Source organism: Clostridium sp. BNL1100 (genome assembly GCF_000244875.1).
Lineage (GTDB): Bacteria > Bacillota > Clostridia > Acetivibrionales > DSM-1351 > Ruminiclostridium.
The window spans coordinates 3,025,162-3,045,044 of the sequence record NC_016791.1; the positions used below are offsets into that span (position 1 = coordinate 3,025,162).

16 protein-coding genes and 1 riboswitch are annotated in these 19,883 nt (G+C 38.9%); of the genes, 8 read left to right on the top strand and 8 right to left on the bottom strand.

From position 1 onward, the window contains the following. Positions 1-80 precede the first annotated feature (80 nt). The 6 genes from CLO1100_RS12810 to CLO1100_RS12835 all read right to left on the bottom strand — a co-directional run bounded on the left by CLO1100_RS12810 (position 81) and on the right by CLO1100_RS12835 (position 7,603). Complete coding sequence (locus tag CLO1100_RS12810; protein WP_014314176.1) at positions 81-1,052, bottom strand: acyl-CoA dehydratase activase; 972 nt, start codon at positions 1,050-1,052, stop codon at positions 81-83. Beyond that, complete coding sequence (locus CLO1100_RS12815) at positions 1,021-2,136, bottom strand: hypothetical protein (RefSeq protein ID WP_014314177.1); 1,116 nt, start codon at positions 2,134-2,136, stop codon at positions 1,021-1,023. Before CLO1100_RS12815 ends, CLO1100_RS12810 begins: the two co-directional genes overlap by 32 nt. Beyond that, on the bottom strand, positions 2,090-3,070 hold the full coding sequence (locus CLO1100_RS12820; RefSeq protein WP_014314178.1) for an acyl-CoA dehydratase activase-related protein: 981 nt from the start codon (positions 3,068-3,070) through the stop codon (positions 2,090-2,092). The genes CLO1100_RS12815 and CLO1100_RS12820 overlap by 47 nt, the downstream gene beginning before the upstream one ends. 85 nt (positions 3,071-3,155) lie before the next feature. Then, positions 3,156-6,149, bottom strand: coding sequence for a family 10 glycosylhydrolase (locus CLO1100_RS12825; protein WP_014314179.1), 2,994 nt, complete (start codon positions 6,147-6,149; stop codon positions 3,156-3,158). Between the two features lie 153 nt (positions 6,150-6,302). Next, positions 6,303-7,028, bottom strand: coding sequence for a 4Fe-4S binding protein (locus CLO1100_RS12830; protein ID WP_014314180.1), 726 nt, complete (start codon positions 7,026-7,028; stop codon positions 6,303-6,305). Between the two features lie 2 nt (positions 7,029-7,030). Then, positions 7,031-7,603, bottom strand: a complete 573-nt coding sequence (locus CLO1100_RS12835; protein ID WP_014314181.1) for a PadR family transcriptional regulator — start codon at positions 7,601-7,603, stop codon at positions 7,031-7,033. A gap of 218 nt (positions 7,604-7,821) precedes the next feature. On the opposite strand from CLO1100_RS12835, the gene CLO1100_RS12840 reads away from it, so the two are divergent. Further along, positions 7,822-9,411 (top strand): IS1182 family transposase, encoded by a 1,590-nt coding sequence (locus CLO1100_RS12840; RefSeq protein WP_014312332.1) that lies wholly within the window; start codon positions 7,822-7,824, stop codon positions 9,409-9,411. 186 nt (positions 9,412-9,597) lie between these two features. Here the strand turns inward: CLO1100_RS12840 and fba are convergent, their stop codons facing one another. Then, a complete protein-coding gene (fba, locus tag CLO1100_RS12845; protein WP_014314182.1) occupies positions 9,598-10,533 on the bottom strand; it encodes a class II fructose-1,6-bisphosphate aldolase in 936 nt (311 codons plus the stop codon). A 320-nt stretch (positions 10,534-10,853) separates the two neighbouring features. Between fba and CLO1100_RS12850 the strand changes: the two genes are divergently transcribed. The 6 genes from CLO1100_RS12850 (at position 10,854) to CLO1100_RS12875 (ending at position 15,989) form a co-directional block, all read left to right on the top strand. Next, the gene (locus tag CLO1100_RS12850) at positions 10,854-12,101 is read left to right on the top strand and encodes a 6-phosphofructokinase (protein ID WP_014314183.1); all 1,248 of its coding nucleotides are present in this window, start codon (positions 10,854-10,856) and stop codon (positions 12,099-12,101) included. 231 nt (positions 12,102-12,332) lie between these two features. Beyond that, positions 12,333-13,187, top strand: coding sequence for an ATP-binding protein (locus CLO1100_RS12855; protein WP_014314184.1), 855 nt, complete (start codon positions 12,333-12,335; stop codon positions 13,185-13,187). 135 nt (positions 13,188-13,322) lie between these two features. Continuing rightward, positions 13,323-13,823, top strand: coding sequence for an NfeD family protein (locus tag CLO1100_RS12860; RefSeq protein WP_014314185.1), 501 nt, complete (start codon positions 13,323-13,325; stop codon positions 13,821-13,823). 42 nt (positions 13,824-13,865) lie between these two features. Next, positions 13,866-14,861 carry a flotillin-like protein FloA gene (floA, locus tag CLO1100_RS12865; RefSeq protein WP_014314186.1) on the top strand — a complete coding sequence of 332 codons (996 nt, stop codon included), beginning with the start codon at positions 13,866-13,868 and terminating at the stop codon, positions 14,859-14,861. Positions 14,862-14,898: 37 nt separating this feature from the next. Next, entirely contained in the window at positions 14,899-15,264 is a 366-nt protein-coding gene (locus CLO1100_RS12870; protein ID WP_014314187.1) for a hypothetical protein, read from the top strand. Then, a complete protein-coding gene (locus CLO1100_RS12875) occupies positions 15,246-15,989 on the top strand; it encodes a LytTR family DNA-binding domain-containing protein (RefSeq protein WP_014314188.1) in 744 nt (247 codons plus the stop codon). The genes CLO1100_RS12870 and CLO1100_RS12875 overlap by 19 nt, the downstream gene beginning before the upstream one ends. A gap of 163 nt (positions 15,990-16,152) precedes the next feature. Here CLO1100_RS12875 and CLO1100_RS12880 read toward each other — a convergent pair whose 3' ends face one another. Beyond that, positions 16,153-17,268, bottom strand: a complete 1,116-nt coding sequence (locus CLO1100_RS12880; RefSeq protein WP_014314189.1) for a GNAT family N-acetyltransferase — start codon at positions 17,266-17,268, stop codon at positions 16,153-16,155. A gap of 179 nt (positions 17,269-17,447) precedes the next feature. Further along, positions 17,448-17,527, top strand: a riboswitch (ZMP/ZTP riboswitch). An 88-nt stretch (positions 17,528-17,615) separates the two neighbouring features. Between CLO1100_RS12880 and pflB the strand changes: the two genes are divergently transcribed. Beyond that, on the top strand, positions 17,616-19,844 hold the full coding sequence (gene pflB, locus CLO1100_RS12885; RefSeq protein ID WP_014314190.1) for a formate C-acetyltransferase: 2,229 nt from the start codon (positions 17,616-17,618) through the stop codon (positions 19,842-19,844). Positions 19,845-19,883: the final 39 nt, after the last annotated feature.

Sequence of the window (19,883 nt, forward strand, 5' to 3'; positions counted from 1 at the left end):
AATAAATAGAAAGTAATATTATTATAGCCGGGAAACCTTTATCTCCCGGCTATAGTTTTCAATATTTTTGCTACCGTAATCTATACTACTGTTCCACTCCATTTTCCGCATCTGTCACCCCAGCATGCAACGGGGTTGTTGTCCATTATTATCTGAACTATTTCGCAACCGTTAGAACAGCCGTCACACTCCCGGCTTTTTGCGGTATAATCTCCCATAAGTCTGTCAAAGCCAGCAAACCCCGTTTTTTCATAACTGCTTCCCAGCCCTTCATGTGCAAGTATGGCAACACCATATGCTCCCATAACATCGTGATTTTGTGGAATAACAATTTTTGTACCCAATGCCATTTCAAAGGCCTGAATTATTCCGATATTTGCAGCAACACCGCCTTGAAATACTACTGGGCCTTCAAGCTTTTTCCCTTTTCCCAAATTTGCAAGGTAATTTCTTGCAAGTGCATCACACAAGCCTCTTACAATGTCTTCACGTGAATAACCCATTTGCTGCTTATGTATCATATCACTTTCAGCAAATACGGCACATCTGCCGGCAATTCTCACAGGATTTTCAGACCTAACGGCGTATGACCCGAAATCTTCAATAGATATTCCTAATCTAGCTGCCTGTCTGTCAAGAAATGAGCCTGTTCCGGCAGCACAAACTGTATTCATTGCAAAATCATGTACTACATTATTTTTAAGCAATATAATTTTTGAGTCCTGGCCGCCTATCTCAATAATTGTCCTGACATCAGGAATTTCTTTCTGGGCTGCCACCGCATGGGCGGTTATTTCATTTTTTACAACATCGGCACCAACTATAGCTGCGGCCAACTGTCTTCCACTGCCTGTTGTCCCTACTCCGTCTATCTCAATACTTTGACCTAATCTCTCGTACATATCCTTCAGGCCTGTCCTAATGGATTCTATAGGCTGTCCGTCTGTTCTCATATACAGCTTTTCAATCAAATTATTATTTTCATCAATCAAAGTTATATTTGTGCTTACGGAACCTACATCAATTCCCATAAAGCATTTTACTCTGCTCATTCAAATGTTCGTCCCTTCTCTTTTTAAGTAAATCAATAAATGCCTCAACTCTTGTTGCAAATCCTGCTTCTCCGGTCATTTCATCCCTAATTACCGTCATAATGGGTATACCGTAATCTTCCTCAATTCTGGGCAGGATTGCCTGAGATACTATCTCCGGCATACAGCCAAGAGGATAAAGGTGAATTACCCCGTCATAACCGTGCAGTGCATTCAACACACTGTTTCCAACGGTGTGTTGGGCATGTCCTCCAACCATATGAGGCATATATTTTTTTGCAGCCTCCTCATGTTTACTGTCTTTGAGAAATGGCAATCTTTTTTTGACCATTTCATTTATAATCCATCCGCTCACAGTGACAGGCCTTGTAACCATTACTCCCATTTCACCCAGCATCTTTTCAATCCTGAAATTGGCATATGGCTCTATTGTGGTAAATATCTCACCAACTATTCCTACTCTGAGAGGTTTTAAGTCCATGTTGACATCTACCTGATTTAATGCGATCTCTATATCTTTTATAAGCTTTTCTATTTGTTCAGAACCTTTTACGTTGAGAATATCCCTTTGAAAGCCTTGATAAATCTTGTCAACGCTTCCTCTCACCCTCTGCACTGCACGCTTTTCCCTTGCAAGATACTCAAGACTATCCAGCCTGACAGCAATATTTTTTGCGGAATTGATGACTCTGGCTATATTTAATACATTTGATGTACCGCTTACCCTTCGGATACGTGATGCCAGCTCTTTCAATCCCTGATCCGGTACCTCCAATGTAATTAAATCCATTTTTATACCGATATCTTGTGCCTGTTTTTTCAGCATCTCCCCAAAATAGCCCAACCTGCATGGCCCGCAGCCTCCTGTAATAAGCATGGTGTCTGCTCCCATTTCATAAGCCTGCACCATATTCCCCACAAAAAGCTTAAAAGGAAGACAATGGGCTTCTGCACAGTATTTCAGGCCTATTTCCAGTGTTTTGTCACTGTTTAAAGGAGGAACTACATATTCTGCCCCGAAATCATCCAGAAACGATTTAGCAATTATATAAGTGTTTCCCAGATGTGGAAATGTAAAAATCATTATCACGCCTCCTTACAATCATATCGATAAATGCTTCAAGTCTGGTTAAAAATCCGGCTTCTGCAGAATGTTCGTCCAGTACCAGCTTCATAAACGGTATATCGCTTTCCTTCCTTATTTTATTTTCAACAAGCTCGTCTACAAAGCTGTCAACGCCACAGCCGAAAGATGTAAGTGCCAAAATACCGTCTATTCTGCCGCTCTTAATAAGCTGTATGGCACCTCCGTATGCCCTTGTACCGTAATCCCAGAAGAACTGCTTCTCCAATTCCTTACAACTGTCCTTTGATACAAGATAATCCAGCATATCAAGTGTCACCACATCTGCACCGTATTTATTCAGTTTTTTCGTAAGCTCCATATTGAGGAATGTATCATAAACAGTGTAGCTGTGACCTATTATTGCAATAGTCAATTTATTATTTTCCGGGGCTGCACCAAACTCTGTATCAGCAAATTTCAACGATCTTCTTTTACTTTTATACTCATTTAATGCTTCCTTGTAAGCACTGCTTATTTTCTTCCTGTCCCTTGTCAAAAACTCCCCGGTGTAAAGAGCCGCATGCCATGAATTTTTAGGAGATTCTCTTAAGTTTATTTCAGTATCGATTATTTTCGGAAGTTCTTTAACCGAATTACGTATCATGTCGGTTACTCCGCAAATTTCCGGACATATATACTGCTTCTTTGCAACACTAGTGAACCTTGGCATAAATATATAATCAACTTTACCTATCAGTTCCATTACGTGACCAAAATATGCCTTAATTGGAATACATGCTTCTGAAACACATGTATTTGAACCCTTTGTAAGTATTTTTTTGTTGGTAGTATCAGAAACTATTACATCTGCATCAAGATTTTTAAAAAAGGCTTCCCATAGTGTTGAATATTTGTAATAATATAATCCTTTTGGTATACCCACTCTTTTCATAAAAAAACCACCTCAATACAATTATTGACGTGGTTTAATTCTGTTATACAGGGATTACTTTTTCTTTCCGTTATAAAATTTTATGTTATCTTGCATTTGAATACGCCCAGTTTTCAATAGCTTTACCAACAGAATTACCTATCTTAACTTGATTATTGTAATCTGCAAGCCACTCATACTCGGCAGGATTGGACATAAACCCTCCCTCAATAAGAATTGCAGGTGATTGGGTAACAGTACACACTGAAAGGCTCTGCCATCTGTAGCCATCATCCTTTCTCTTGAGGTCAGTCACCAACTGGTCTTTGATATATCCTGCGGCTGCCTTTGAGCTGTCTTTAGAGTACAGTACCAGTAACCCTGTGTGTTTTGTATAGTCAGCGGTTACATCCATTGAATTATTATGGATTGAAACTGCAATATCAGGCTTTTCTTTCCTGATAAGGTTGGCTCTTTCATTAAGGGTGACAGTCTTATCCGAAGTCCTTGTCATAATAACCGTTGCGCCAAGTGATTGCAAGTATTTCCGGGCATTTAAAGTTATTGCCAGATTTACCTGCTTTTCATATAGTCCGTATTTACCCATTGGCCCCGTGGCACCTGATTCTGAACCTCCATGTCCTGCATCAAGTACTACCTTTAAGCCAGTCAAAGGCTTTGACCCACTCCCGGAAATCTTGGGTGCATTTTTAAGGGAAAATACAAGTGAACCATTTTTATATTCCGTATAATAACCAAAATAATTGTTAGCTGATTTCAACTCAAAGATATACTGCGCTCCACCGGAAACAGCCTTATACTTAACTGCAGAAAAGGGTGCACCGGATGGTATCGATTTACTAACGTTCACACCTGATGTATTATACAGTGTCAATTTAATGTTATTAGCAGCAGCCTCAACACCAAACACCGTATTGACAGGCATTTTAAAGCTAATATCCGTATAGCTGCCGTTTGACTTTAAGGATACTGCTGAAATCTTGTTGGCTGCAAGTGCCTTGTCGTTTACAACTTTTACATTGCTTGCGGCTGTCCATACTCCGCTCTTTAATAGGTAAAAACCGTTCTGCTGACCTACAATATAATCTGTCGCACCGTTTATCAAAGGTGTTATTCTTGAATAATCCGTTGATGGGCCTGAGCGCGCTACAGCTTCTGCATCGTTTGTACTAACAACGGCATACTTATAATATTTTGACGATTGTACACTTATTGTGTTGCTTTGCTTTGAGGTGATTTTTGCACCTTTGTATTCCATTACAAAAACAGGTTTTCCAAGACTTTTAATGCGCTCTTTACCTGAAACCTGCGGCATTGTAAAGGTTCCTGAATACTTAGCAGGTGTTAGTGTTCCTTTGTTTGCGTCAACTGTGGCTGTCTGTTTTAACTCAGTCTTGTAGCCTCCAATTTCAACCCACACCTTGGAACCCGCAGGAGCCTGACAGGAAAATGTAATCTTTTGGCCTGTCTGCATAGTCATACTCTGGGTAGGAGAAAAATAACCATTTCTGAACTCAACCTTTGACATCTTGTAAGGACTTGAGGTTGTTTTTGCGGTGCGTGTTATCTTTAATATCGTTTCCTTACCTTTATGGGTGAATATAAGCTTGTTTTCTCCTACTTTTAAGTCTGTGTATACGGTAAAGTAACCATTATCTGAAACCTCAATTTTATTACCGTTAAGATATATAGGCTGTTTAGGGTCACCGCCCCCCAAAATACTTATCTTGGAAGCTGAAGTTTTGTAACCGTTAGAAGGAGAAGCTATAAACAGCTGTCTGTCCTCGGGTACGGCACTTCCGGGGTCTCTGCCGGATACAAATATTCCTCTGAGCTTGTCCTTTATACCAAGTGCATTGTCTCTCAGCTTGGAATATCCATAGAATATACTTCCCTCTACGGCGTTACTTTTCCTGTTATATGCAATTTGCTTTGGAATTTGCAGAGGGTCAAGCCAGTCATTTGATTGTGTTGTGTCATTTATTTTATATGCTGCATGACCAACATATAGCTTCACTTTTGTACCACTGCAAACGTCTTTCCACCAGTTTACCAAGATAGAGTAATCTGCTACCTTGAATCCCATATTCCAATAAATCTGAGGTGCTATGTAATCAATATATGCTTCCCTTACCCACTTTTTAGAATCTGCAAAGTGATCATAATATGTTGATATACCGCCTTGTGTACTCGAGCCCTCTATGTTTCTGTCCTTGTTAGACCATATTGCAAAGGGGCTTATACCGAACTGAACCGTTTGCTTTATATTTTTTACAGTATCGTAGGTACTTTTAACAAGTGTGTTTATGTTATTACGTCTCCAGTCATCCTTGTTTTTAAAACTACCCTTATATTTTTCATAAGAAGCCGAGTCGTTAAAATCAACACCCTTACTTTCTGATTTAGAAGGATAGAAATAGTCGTCAAAATGTATACCGTCAACATCATAATTCTTGACAATTTCGGCTACCCCGTCAGTTATCAGTTTTATAGCAGCCGGATTCCCCGGATCAAGATACAGCTGTCCTGTAGGAGCAGCAACAACTGCGTCAGGTATTTTTCTGGCAGGATGATTAGCTGAAAGTACATTAACATCCTTGTCAGGTTTAGACGCTGTTCCCATCGAAAGTCTAAGTGGATTAATCCAGGCATGAACCTGTATTCCTTCTTTATGCGCCTGTTGAATTATGTATGCCAAAGGGTCAAAACCATTATCGTTTTCTTTCCCCTGTTTTCCCGTCAAGTATTTTGACCATGGAAAAATGGATGATTTATAAAGAGCATCTCCCGTAGGCCTTACCTGAAAAAAAATAGCATTAAGTCCCATGTATTTGGTATTGCTTACTATTTCGTCCAGTTCCTTTTTCTGCATATCAGCGCTGATACCCGGCTTTGAAGGAAAATCTATATTGGATACTGATGCAATCCATACTCCTCGTAAATCTTCATTTTTAGATATCGTCTGTGCATTTGAGACATTTCCTTCGTAATTTTTGTCTGCAAATAGCCTGTATCCGGCGATTGGCAGAATCGTTAGAAATACCAGCAAAATACATACTGCCCCGATTTTTTTATTCATTTTAACCCCCAAAAAGCCCCATAGTTTAGAAATAACCAAAAATAAAACAATATTCTATATATTTCATATAATAAATATAAAGCATTTATGGTAACATTAACAACAAGTGTACCAAAATTTAATATTTTTTTAATACTGAAAAAAATATTGTAATTATCTTACACTCAATTTAACAGCCTTTTTGGGACATACTTCCTCACATTTTCCGCACAAAATACATTCCACATTGTCAATTCTTTTTTTATCACTTTTTACGATTGTGCTGACTTGTATACTCATAGGACAATTGCTGTCACATTTTTTACAATTTACACAAGCCGATGAATCAGTTTTCACATGTAACGACGGATAACCCAGTTTGCTTTTAATTTTGCTCCCCAATATCATAAAAGGTGCCATCCAGCATATGGAATGACAAAAGGATCTTTTTCCAAAACTCAAGGATATTACAGCAATGAGTATTACTACAAACATATATATTATGCATCCCTGTAGGCTTGAGGCAGAAACACCATAGTCTGTCAAAAATACAGGATTGAATTCCTTTATTCCTCCAGCTGATATGAAACCCGCTATTACAGCTAAAAGCCATGGTACCCATATAAAGTATTTAATTAAATTCTGCTTTCTACCGGCAGCTTTGTTATTAATATGTACACAACAATCCTGTACAGCTCCGGCAGGACAAATCCAACCACAGTAGGCTCTCCCAAAAAATAACGAAAAAAGAAACAATGTTAAAAAAAATACTGCACTTCCCGAAACAATACCGGCAAAGCTTCCCTGAACGATAAGATAGGGAGAAAGGTAGTTCAGTGTTACCGGAAAAAGAAGCATGGAAAAAAGTAATAATGTATTTCTGATTTTGTGACGTCTCATTTTTAGCACCCCTTGTCGTTGTTTTGATTTATATGATTTTTTAATAATTTTTGAGCTTCATCCGCCCACTCAATATATGCTTTGTATATAAATTCCCCGAACAAGACTGTCAAAAAGTAATATAAGTGATCGTCTTCTTCGTCAATAACCTTTTCCAGATTCGTCTTATACATCTGAATCATTTTCAAATCATTTATATAGCGTTCTTTGAAATTTTCTATTCTTTCAATATTCTCCCTGTAAGAAACCATATTTCCAAAAAAAAGCTTCAGAAGTATTTCATATTTTGTGTATTCCTTTGCACCTGGTACATTAAGCCAATGTTTCAAGGCCTCCCGTCCTTTTGCAGTAATGGAATAAACGCTTTTTTCAGGGCCCTTTGAGTTTTCTCCTGTACGTTTTGTTACCATCCCACCTTTTTCAAGCTGTCTGAGAGTGGGATACAGCTGACCGTACCCAACCTCCCAAAATCTGCTTATCATATAATCAATTTTTTTCTTTAAATCATACCCGCTGGAATCCTCGTGATTTAATAACCCCAGTATTATAAATGAGGTTGTATTTTCCTTAGCCATAATATCCTCCGTCTGTATCAACATGATATAGTGCAATTATATCATGTTGATACAGATATAACAAGGATTACTATAAATCTCGATAAAATAAAAAGGGGCTGTTGCACAATGAATAAATTTATTCACTGTGCAACAGTCCCCTTTTTGTCCCTAAAATAGTAAAATGCGGGTCCCGTAGGGCCCGCAAGTGTTGTATAATTTAATTTGTGAAAAAACTTATGCAACATAAAAATTATACCGAATTTAACGGATACTATCAATTAGTTTTGCCTTTAAATTTGGAGATGTTAATACCTGAAGATGATTCTGTCAGACTGTTAAGCCAAATATTGGAGGGATTGAATTACACAAAGTTGTATAAGGCTTACTCTTCTACTGGAAGAAAACCGGCAGTTGACCCAAAGACCATGTTTAAGGTAATAACATATGCAAACTCAAATAACATATACTCAAGTAGAAAAATTGAAACTGCATGTAAAAGAGATATTAATTTCATGTGGTTGCTCCAAGGGGAATCAAAGCCAGATCACTCAACTATAGCCAGATTCCGTAAGGATTATCTTCCAGAGGCAATAGAAGACCTATTCTATCAAATGGTACAGCACCTGCATTCTATCGGAGAAGTTAAATTCGAAAACCTTTTTGTGGATGGTACTAAAATTGAGGCAAATGCAAACCGCTATACCTTTGTATGGAAGAAAGTAGTCAATAAAAACGAAGCAAAGATGTTTGAGAAAATAAAAGCTTGCTTAGAGGATATAAACCAGTCATATTTGACTAACTTTTCAGTATCAAAAGATAGCATATTGGCGGATTTAGAGCAAGTTCTTGAATATTTAAAGGACAAGCAAAAAGAAGATAACATAGAATTTGTTCATGGAATCGGAAAACGTAAAACTCAATTACAAAGATTCACAGAGCAGTTCAAGGAATTTAAAGAACGTCAGGAAAAATACAATGCCCATAACCAGCTGTTCGAGGGGAGAAACAGTTATTCCAAAACGGATACTGATGCAACATTCATGCATATGAAAGATGACCACATGCGTAATACTCAGCTAAAACCTGCCTACAATGTTCAGATTGGAGTTGAAAGCGAGTATGTTACTGGCATTGGAATTTTTCAGGATAGGAATGACATTGCTACACTAATCCCATTTCTAAAAAGTATGGAATCAAACTTAGGTAGATGTTATGAAAACGTAATTGCAGACTCTGGCTATGAGAGCGAAGAAAACTATCTGTATTTGGAAGAAAAGCATCAGAAAAGCTATATAAAACCTCAAACATACGAGATATGGAAGAAGAAAAGCTTCAAGAAAGATATCAGCAAGCGTGAAAATATGCAGTATGATGAAGAGAAAGATGAGTATACGTGCCATAATGGAAAACAATTAAAAATGTCAGGAACAACTCATAGAAAATCAGCAACAGGATATCGTTCCGAGATTAGCATATATGAATGTGAAGATTGCAGTAATTGCCCCTATAAGTCTAAGTGTACAAAAGCCCAAGGAAATCGCAAAATGCAGGTATCTAAGACATTTGTAAAAAAGAGACAAAAATCTTATGAAAACATCTTGACGGAGAAAGGCATTCTTCTAAGGGTAAATCGTTCCATCCAAGTTGAAGGAGCCTTTGGAGTTCTAAAAAGTGATTACAATTTCAGCCGTTTTTTAACACGAGGGAAAAACAGTGTTAAAACCGAATTTATCCTGCTGTGTTTTGGCTATAACATAAACAAATTACACTCCAAAATTCAAAATGACCGATGTGGAAAAGAACTTCATGAAGTAAAAGCCTGCTAAAATTCCAACGAAATCTAATAGGCCTATTAAAGTGCGCTCAAATTCCACAAAATAGGGAATTAACTACAGAGTAATCAACAATTTAACAACAAAAAATATTGGAGCAAAAGAAGGGAGCACCGCTGACTACTTTTTAAGTAGTTTTGCGACACTCCCTTTACTTACTTTTAAAGTTTAGTTTATCTATTAAGCTTTACCGTCGCAACCAAGAACGTTAACTATCTTGTTCTTTACAAGACCCTTTATAGCCTCTCTAGCTGGCTTTAAATATTGTCTTGGGTCGAAGTGGTCAGGATGCTCGTTGAAGTACTTTCTGATTGAACCAGTCATGGCAAGTCTCAAGTCAGAGTCGATATTTATCTTACAAACTGCCATCTTAGCAGCCTGACGGAGCATATCTTCCGGAATACCTATTGCATCAGGCATTTTTCCTCCGTTGCCGTTTATCATTTCAACAAACTCAGGAATAACGGATGATGCACCATGGAGAACTATTGGGAAGTTAGGAAGTCTCTTTGAAACTTCTTCCAATACATCAAACCTCAACTGTGGCTTTGTTCCTGGCTTGAATTTGTATGCGCCATGGCTAGTACCAATTGCGATTGCCAATGAATCAACACCGGTCTTTGTAACGAATTCTTCAACTTCAGCAGGATTTGTAAATGCTGCGTCAGCTTCTGATACGTTAACTGCATCTTCGATACCTGCAAGTCTACCAAGTTCAGCTTCAACAACAACTCCTCTTGGGTGAGCATATTCAACAACCTGTTTTGCAAGTGCTATGTTATCTTCGAATGAGTGGTGTGAACCGTCTATCATAACGGAAGTAAATCCGCCGTCGATACATGATTTACAAAGCTCGAAAGTATCACCGTGGTCAAGGTGCAGACAGATTGGCAAACCTGTTTCTATAATAGCAGCCTCAACTAATTTCATAAGATAAGTATGGTTTGCATACTTTCTTGCTCCGGCAGATACTTGAAGAATAAGAGGAGCATTTACTTCCTTTGCTGCTTCAGTTATTCCTTGAATAATTTCCATGTTATTAACATTGAAAGCTCCTATCGCATAGCCGCCTTCATACGCTTTTTTAAACATTTCGGTAGAAGTTACTAATGGCATAATTATGCACTCCTTTATAAGAATAATTTTACCTTTATATTATATATTGTTTATCCAATATTATCAGAAAACAATAAGGTAATTCTAAAATTAACCAACATAAAAACTCACCGTTACTATTTTATGCAATATTATCTTTAAAATCAAGGGATATTTTGATATTTATTTGACAAACCTAGGTAATGTATAATTGCATTTTCCAACTTGTTATGCTATATTTTAATTTGATTGCGGATTGTAATATCAGTCCTTTTGAAGAAAGGTCTGGTAAGAGCAACGTATATATTAATACTTAATATAAATATCAGGAGGTATATAAAATGACTGTTTTAAAAGGCGCCGCTATTTTCGGACAATCAGGTGGACCAACATCAGTAATTAATGCCAGTGCTTGCGGAGTATTTCAGGAAGCATTAAAGCAAGATGCAATAACAGCTGTATATGGTGCAGCTCACGGTATCAAAGGTATTCTTGATGAAAAATTCTATGACATGAGCAAGGAAGATGCTTATGAGCTTGACTTATTAAAGACTACTCCTTCTTCAGCTCTCGGTTCTGTTCGTTACAAGCTTAAATCAGCAGACGAGGACGAAACAGATTACAAGAGACTTGTTGAAGTTTTCAAGAAATATGATATCAGATATTTCTTCTATAACGGTGGAAATGATTCAATGGATACTTGTAACAAGGTTAGCAAGTACATGCAGAAGGTTGGCTATGAATGTAGAGTAATGGGTGTTCCAAAGACTATAGACAATGACCTTTTCGGAACAGACCACTGCCCTGGATATTCAAGTGCCGCTAAGTACATCGCTACATCAACTATGGAAGTTTACCATGATGCAAGAGTTTACAATACAGGTATGATTACAATACTTGAAGTTATGGGAAGAAACGCAGGTTGGCTGACAGCTGCAACTGCTCTTGCTGCTTATAAGGGTGCAGGTCCTGACTTGATATACCTCCCTGAAATCGATTTTGATATGGATCAGTTCCTTGCTGACTGTACTAGAATTTACAAAGAAAACGGAAACTGTATCGTTGCTGTTTCAGAAGGTATTAAGGACAAAAACGGTAAATACATTTCAGAATACGGCTCAAACCTTACTGATCAGAAAGACTCATTCGGTCATGCACAGTTAGGTGGTCTTGCTGCTACTCTGGCTGCAATTGTTAAGGAAAAGACCGGAGCAAAGGTTCGTGGTATCGAATTCAGCCTTCTCCAAAGATGTGCTGCTCACTGCGGTTCTGCAAGCGACGTAAACGAATCCTACATGTCAGGCCAAATGGCTGTAAGATATGCTGTTGAAGGAATGACTGACAAGATGGTTGGCTTCAAGAGAGCTGAAGGAAGCGAATACAAATGTGAAATTCAGTTACTTGATTTGAACGATGTTGCAAATACAGAAAAGAAGATTCCTAGAGAATGGATTAACGAAGCTGGAAATGGCTTAAAGCAAGAGTTTATCGACTACGCTTTACCATTAATCCAAGGTGAATCAGCTCCACCTAAGGAAGACGGTCTTCCTAGATTTGCAAAACTAAAAAAAGTTCTTGCAACTAAATAATATAACTTACAATCATGACCACCCGTAAAACGGGTGGTATGTGTTAGCCCTATAAAGGCTTGTTACCGGCCAGCGTCTAAAAACGCTGGCTTTCACTTTGTTCAAGCTACTATTGCCTTTACCTCCCCTGAAGGGACAAGCCCCCATAAACATACTTGGAATATTTCCAAATGAGTGAACATTTTGTATAATATAACCTGTATCTACTAAGTTCCGTGAGAGCGAGGCAAAATGAAAAGGAATCTGGCATTCAACAAAACAATTTTATCGGTGATTATACTAAATGTTACTCAGGTAGCAATATTAATCGGAATAATGGTGTTCCAGTATTTGAGGGACGCATCCGTTTTTATCACTTTTAACAGTGAAACCATTTCATATATAACAATTGTTTTGATATCCTTTCTCAATACTTTTATCAATATAAAAGATATCCACCGTCTGGGCCAGATCAACTCCAAAAATGATACTCTTGTGCAGACCCTGTTCCAGCTTGAGGAACTCAACAAAACCCTGAGAGCCCAGAGACATGACTTCATGAACCATCTGCAGGTAGTCTACGGACTTATTGAGCTGGAAGAATTCAGCGACACTAAAGATTATATCGAAAAGGTTTATAACGATATTCAAAAGGTAAGCCGTGTAATGCGAACATCCACTCCTGCTTTTAACGCTCTGTTACAGGCAAAGGTTCTTGCCGGAGAAAAAAGAGGAATTGAAACCAGACTAACCATAAACTCCAGATTTGATAAAATCAAGATTCCCACCTGGGAGTTTTGCAGAATCATAGGTAACATTATAGATAATGCCATTTATGCACTTGAAAGCTCTAACGGCAACAAATATATAGAAATTAATCTCCATGAAGACATTAAAAACTACTATTTCACTATCAAAGACAATGGTCCGGGAATCCCCCGGGACATTATAGATAAAATATTTGAAGCTGGTTTCACAACAAAAGACACTAAAGGTGAAGGCATGGGGCTGGCTATTACAAAGGAAACCCTCCTTAATTACGGCGGAAGCATAAATGTACGAGTTGATAACGGTGAAACCATATTCGAAGGGCAAATACCAAAATAAACTTTTGATGAAGCAAACCGACATTTGTGACTATTTATTGTATTTTACAGCAATTACCCGTTACTTAAAATAAATAAAACAATATAATATTCCCAAAAGCATAAATTAATATGCACAGAAAGGGGGCAATCTAATGTGGAAATATTGGATTTCATTGTACAAATAAGTTTAATCCAGGGGCTTATTCTGATAATCGGGGTAACCCTTGTAATAGTAGAGATGTTTCATCCGGGGTTTGGTGCTCCGGGAATCACAGGTGCTATTCTCATAATCATAGGAATTATTTTTATAGCATCAACCTTCCAGCAGGCTTTGATTCTGATGGTACTTGTACTGGCAATTCTGGGAATTGCGCTCAGTATTATACTCCATTCGGCTACCAAAGGAAAATTGTCAAGGTCGCCGCTTATACTAAAGCACTCGCAGCAAAAAGCAACCGGATATATAGGAATAGAAGATCTGGAATTTTTCCTTGGCAAGGAAGGCTTCAGTCACACTGTTTTAAGACCATCCGGAGTAGTGGATTTTGATGGTGTGAAAATTGATGTAGTATCGGAAGGTTCATTTATTCCCCAAGGCAAAAAGGTAAAGGTAGTAAAAGTTGTCGGCAGGAGTATAGTTGTTCGTGAAGTTTAGCTTAATATTATATTGTAGATCAAACGAAAAGGAGAGATTGTTATGAATTTAACAGGTTTTATTATTATATTATGTGCTCTGGCGCTGTTCTTTGCTTTGTTTTTCAGCCTGGTGCCCGTGGGTTTATGGATATCGGCTTTGGCTGCAAATGTAAAGGTCAGCATCTTCAACCTTATTGGTATGAGACTTAGGAGGGTTAAGCCCTACATGATAGTACTGCCTCTAATAAAAGCAGTTAAAGGCGGTATAGATCTCAATGTAAACCAACTGGAAGCCCACTACCTTGCAGGAGGAAATGTAGATATTGTTGTTGACGCTCTTATAGCTGCTCACAGGGCAAACATGAATCTTCCCTTTGAAAGAGCTGCTGCTATTGATCTGGCAGGCAGAAATGTACTGGAAGCAGTTAAAATGAGTGTAAACCCAAAGGTTATCGAAACACCTAATGTTTCAGCGGTTGCAAAAGACGGTATTGAACTTCTGGCAAAGGCAAGGGTAACAGTCAGGGCCAATCTTGACAGGCTCATAGGCGGTGCCGGCGAAACTACCGTTTTGGCCAGAGTCGGTGAAGGTATTGTAACAACTGTAGGCAGCTCTTTTTCGCACAAAGAGGTACTTGAAAATCCTGATAAAATATCCCAGACAGTTCTGTCAAAGGGTCTGGATGCAGGAACCGCCTTTGAAATTCTTTCAATCGATATCGCTGACGTTGATGTAGGCAGAAACATTGGTGCCCAGCTGCAAACTCTTCAGGCGGAAGCCGATAAAAATATCGCACAGGCGAAGGCTGAGGAAAGAAGAGCAATGGCTGTAGCGAAAGAACAGGAAATGAAGGCGGCGGTTCAGGAGATGCGGGCAAAGGTTGTGGAGGCGGAGGCTCTTGTACCGGATGCTATGGCTGCAGCGCTCCGTGAAGGAAAAATCGGTGTAATGGATTACTACAATCTCCAGAATGTAATAGCTGATACACAGATGAGAGATACTATTTCAAAAGCAGGTAAACCTGAGGTTCCTGAAAATATCGATATAAAATCGTAGGATACCGGATAACGGTATCAAAAGGAGTGAAGCTTTAATGGAAGCAGCTGATGAAAAAATACGGTCAACTCAGGAACTACCTGTTCCGGACAGCAGTACGGCTGCCTCAGGTACACCTGATAATTTTAATGTAAATGGGACTCCTGAGAGCCGGAAAAGTGCAAATTTACCCGATAGCTCCGGTACATCCGGCAATTCGGGTAAGCAAGTAAGCTATACTGCATCCAAGCTTTCAGCAGCACCTAAAACATCAGATTCAGATAAAAATAAAAGTGCTGATGCGTGTCTGAAGATTGATTTCAGTGATAACGGCCTGGTGCAGGGGTTCATCATGTCGGAAATACTTGCTCGTCCAAAAGCAATGAAGCGGAGAGGAAATACCATATGGAACTCAAGGTTCTGATTATTGACGATGATGAGGGAATGAGACTTGTCCTTAAAAAAATAATAGAAAAAGCTGAGGGATTTGAGTTGGTTTGCGAAGCTGAAAGCGGAGAAACAGGCTTAGGCCTCGTTGAGGCCCTCTCCCCTCACATTGTTTTTTTGGATATTGAAATGCCCGGCATGGGAGGTATTGAGTGTGCCAAAAGAATAACAGATATTGCGCCCAAAACCTTTATTATTTTCGCTACGGCCCATGAGAACTACATGCCGGAAGCCTTTGAGGTATATGCATCTGATTATTTGATCAAGCCCTTTAAAATAGACAGGATATTGACTACCCTTCAACGCATAAAGGAGATATTTATCAACAAGGAATCTGCCGTAGTTCACACCCCTCAAATCACCAGAGACAGCCTTTCAAAGCTTATAATAAAGAGCAAGGAAGGCATCAGCTTCATTGACTGCAAGGACATAATATTTATTGAGCGTGAAAACCGATCTACACTAATTCATACCCTGACTGAAAGCGTGACTACCTCGGAAGGCTTAAGCGAAATAGAGGAGCGCCTGGACAAGGCACTCTTTTTCAGAAGCCACAAGTCATATATCATAAATCTTTCAATGATATACAAAATCTATCCCTACGGGCGATGGACCTATACCGTCAAGTTCAAGAACACGGATAAGGACGCTCTTCTGACACATGACAGGTATGAACAACTGGAGAAGCTTTTTGACGTGTAGGTCGTTTTCGGTTATTCTTAATATGGAAAGGCTGATATTGTTCAACAGGCAAATAAAATTCTGAATTTAGTTGTCCATTACCCATAACATCTTCCTTCATTCTCATAAACGTGGGTCTTTATCCGTTTTGGAAAAACTGCTTCATGTCACCAGCCCCTTTTGATTATTGCCATTCTTCCCTCAGTATACCGTAACTTACAGAATCATAATACTTGTTATCGACAATCCGGGCCTTACGGTAAACAGCTTCCCTTTTCATACCTAGTTTTTCAGCCAGCTTTATCATCCATTCGTTTCCTGACCATGTAGATACTCCAATTCTCACCAGTTCGTGTCTTTGGTCAAATATTTCGTTAATCCACATTTTCAGCGCTTTATAACCAATTCCGTGTCCCCAGTACTTTTCATTGAATATAACAATTCCAACCTCCATCCAAAGTGTGTCTTTTGATTTCCAGTACCAGTTTACTCTCCCAATCAATTCATCAGTATCCTTATCTGCTATTATTTTTTGATTTGTAAGTACATTTTTATGGCCATTTAATAAAAGAACTCTCATCTCATCTATTTCTTTGATCAATTCTTCTTCATTGTTTTTCTCAAAATACGGACCATTGAATTTGTGAAATTCATGAGAAGGATGGTTCCAGTACAGATAATCTTCCAAATCCTTTAGCTCCAACTCTCGTAGGATTATTTCAGCAAAATTTTGATTACTGCTTTTTACGCACATTTGCGCAGTGTCCCTGTCTATGATCTTCCTGAGGGCTTTTATATTTTCATTGAATCCTGCATAATCTGCCCCATAGTTTAAATTAAATTTGTAGTCAAACCCAACCGGATTTAGGCCTTGATTGTGCTGTATAATTGTTTCCATCTTATCTAATGCCTTTACAAGCTTTGCTTCCTGCGAAACAGCTTCACTGTATTCTTTCCATAGGGAAAAAACCCGTTCACGCTGCTTGTCAGAAAGTTTGTTCGTCAGTGTTATCAACGCCCGTTCTTCCCTATTTAACTTCCCTTCCGGATCGGTCTCGAACTTTGCCGACACATCCCCTTCGTAAATTTCACCGCAATCATGCACAAGACATATTCCTAGAATTTTTGCCATATCCGCATATGGAAAATATTCAGCTAAGAGCAGTGAAAACACTGCTAACCTCCATGAATGCTCCGCCACACTCTCCTGCTTTCCCTCGGACGTCCATGCAGTACGAGTTACATTCTTTAGTTTCTCTATTTCTTTAATAAAATCAATAACCCTATTATAATCTTTCATTTTCTCCACCCACTAAATAGCTTTCAATTTTATAAAATCGGTCGATTTTACAGTTTTTTCCTATAGATAACGATACACAAACATGTGTTCTTTGTCAAGATTCAAATTGGCAATAAATTCACCTCTTGACATATCCGAAAAATATTTTATACTAAAGTTATAAACCATTTTAACAGAACAAACTGTCATACAACTGGCGGACGTGGAGATTACCACATGGGAGTATGACTTTAACAAGCCGGCCGCCTGGGCATCATAACTGCCCAGGCGGTATTTATTTTGTTGTTTCCATAAACATACAAATAAAGTGTTTCCTGGGGAGAAATTTTTCCGAGGGGGTACTAAATATGAATCTAAACATTTCTGATTTCAAACCGGGTAAATGGCAGAATTCCATTGACGTACAGGACTTTATCCAGACAAACTACACTCCATATGATGGTGCTGAAAACTTTCTTTGCAGTGCCAGTTCAAAAACGAAACAGCTCTGGGAATCTTGTAAAAGTCTTTTGGTTGAAGAACATTTAAACGGCGGAATTCTTGATATCGACACAGAAACCGTAGCAAGTATAACAAGTCACAAACCCGGCTTTATTGAAGAGAAATATGAAGTAATAAAGGGGCTTCAGACAGATGCGCCGCTGAAAAGGGCCTTTTTTGCTAAAACCGGCTATAGAATGGCTAAACAGGCCTGCCAGCAGTTTGACACTACACCTTCACCCGACATTGATAAAATTTTCAGTAAAAGCATAAAGACACATAATGATGGTGTTTTCAGCGCATACACAGATGAAATGCGTAAGGCCAGAAGATGCGGAGTTATAACGGGTCTTCCCGATGCCTATGGCAGAGGCCGTATAATAGGCGATTATAGAAGGGTTGCCCTTTACGGCACAGATTTTTTAATAAATCAAAAGCAAAAAGACCTGGACAGTCTCAGAGGCACCATGACTGATGGCGTTATAAGGCTTAGAGAAGAACTTCACGATCAGATTGCCGCACTTAACGATTTGGGTGTTCTTGGAAATTCTTATGGCTTTAACCTGAAGCGCCCTGCACAAAATGCCTTTGAAGCTGTTCAGTGGACATATCTGGCATTTCTAGGTGCCTTAAAGGAAACCAACGGAGCTGCAAATTCTTTAGGCAGGCTCAATGTTTTTTTTGATATATTCATTGAACGTGATATAAATAACGGTACCCTGACAGAAGCAGATGCGCAGGAGCTGATTGACCAGTTTGTTATAAAGCTGAGGCTTATAAGACACTTGCGTACCAAAGAGTATAATGAACTTTTTGCAGGAGACCCGGTTTGGTTGACAGAATCCCTTGGCGGAATCAGTAGTGATGGAAGACATATGATTTCCAAGACCTCCTACAGATTCCTTCAAACTTTGAAGAATCTGGGAGCCGCACCTGAACCGAACCTTACGATACTATGGTCAGTTAAGTTACCTGAAAATTTCAAGAGGTTTTGTGCTCAAATGTCTATTTCAACAAGTGCGATTCAGTATGAAAACGATGATATTATGCAGCCCCAGTATGGTGATGATTATGGTGTTTCCTGCTGTGTATCCGCTATGCGTCTTGGAAAGGATATGCAGTTTTTCGGTGCAAGATGTAATCTTGCAAAGCTGCTTTTATTATCCTTAAACGGAGGACGTGACGAAATAAGCGGTGATCAGGTTGCACCTGAAATAAAGCCATATGAAGGCGAGTATTTGGAATATAATGAGGTTATAAAGAACTTTCTGGAACTTCAAGGTTGGCTGACAGGTTTATATGTTAATACCATGAACATTATACATTATATGCACGATAAATACGCTTACGAGCGTCTCATGATGGCTCTTCATGACACGGACGTCAACAGACTTATGGCTTTCGGTATTTCCGGATTATCAGTACTTGTGGACTCCTTGAGTGCCATTAAGCATACACGTGTTAGAGTAATAAGAGACGAACGTGGTATTATTACAGACTTTAAGCAAGAAGGAAGTTATCCTCAATATGGAAACAACGACGATAGAGCCGACAGTATTGCAAAAGAGGTTGTTACAAGCTTCTACGAAAGTCTGAAAACTCACCCCACCTACCGCAATGCAAGGCATACTTTGTCAATCCTAACTATAACATCAAACGTTGTGTACGGAAAAAAAACAGGCTCTACTCCTGACGGCCGTAAAAAAGGAGAACCCTTTGCCCCTGGTGCAAACCCAATGCACAATAGAGATAAGTCAGGAATACTTGCTATGATGAATTCAGTGGCGAAGTTACCTTATAGTGTGTGCAATGACGGAATTTCCCTTACCCTATCAGTTATCCCGAATGCTTTGGGTAAGGAACTGAATACCAAAATTTCAAATCTTTCTGCACTCATTGACGGTTATGTTATGAGCGGCGGCCATCATATAAATGTCAACGTACTTGATAAAGAAACTCTTGAAAGTGCCATGAAGGAACCTATGAAATATAATCAGCTTACAGTTCGCGTGTCGGGCTATGCAGTACATTTTATTAAGCTAACCAAGGCACAGCAATTGGAAGTAATCTCAAGGACATTTCATGAAGCTATGTAAATGATAAAATGGAAAAGCCTGATCAAGAAAAGCCATATG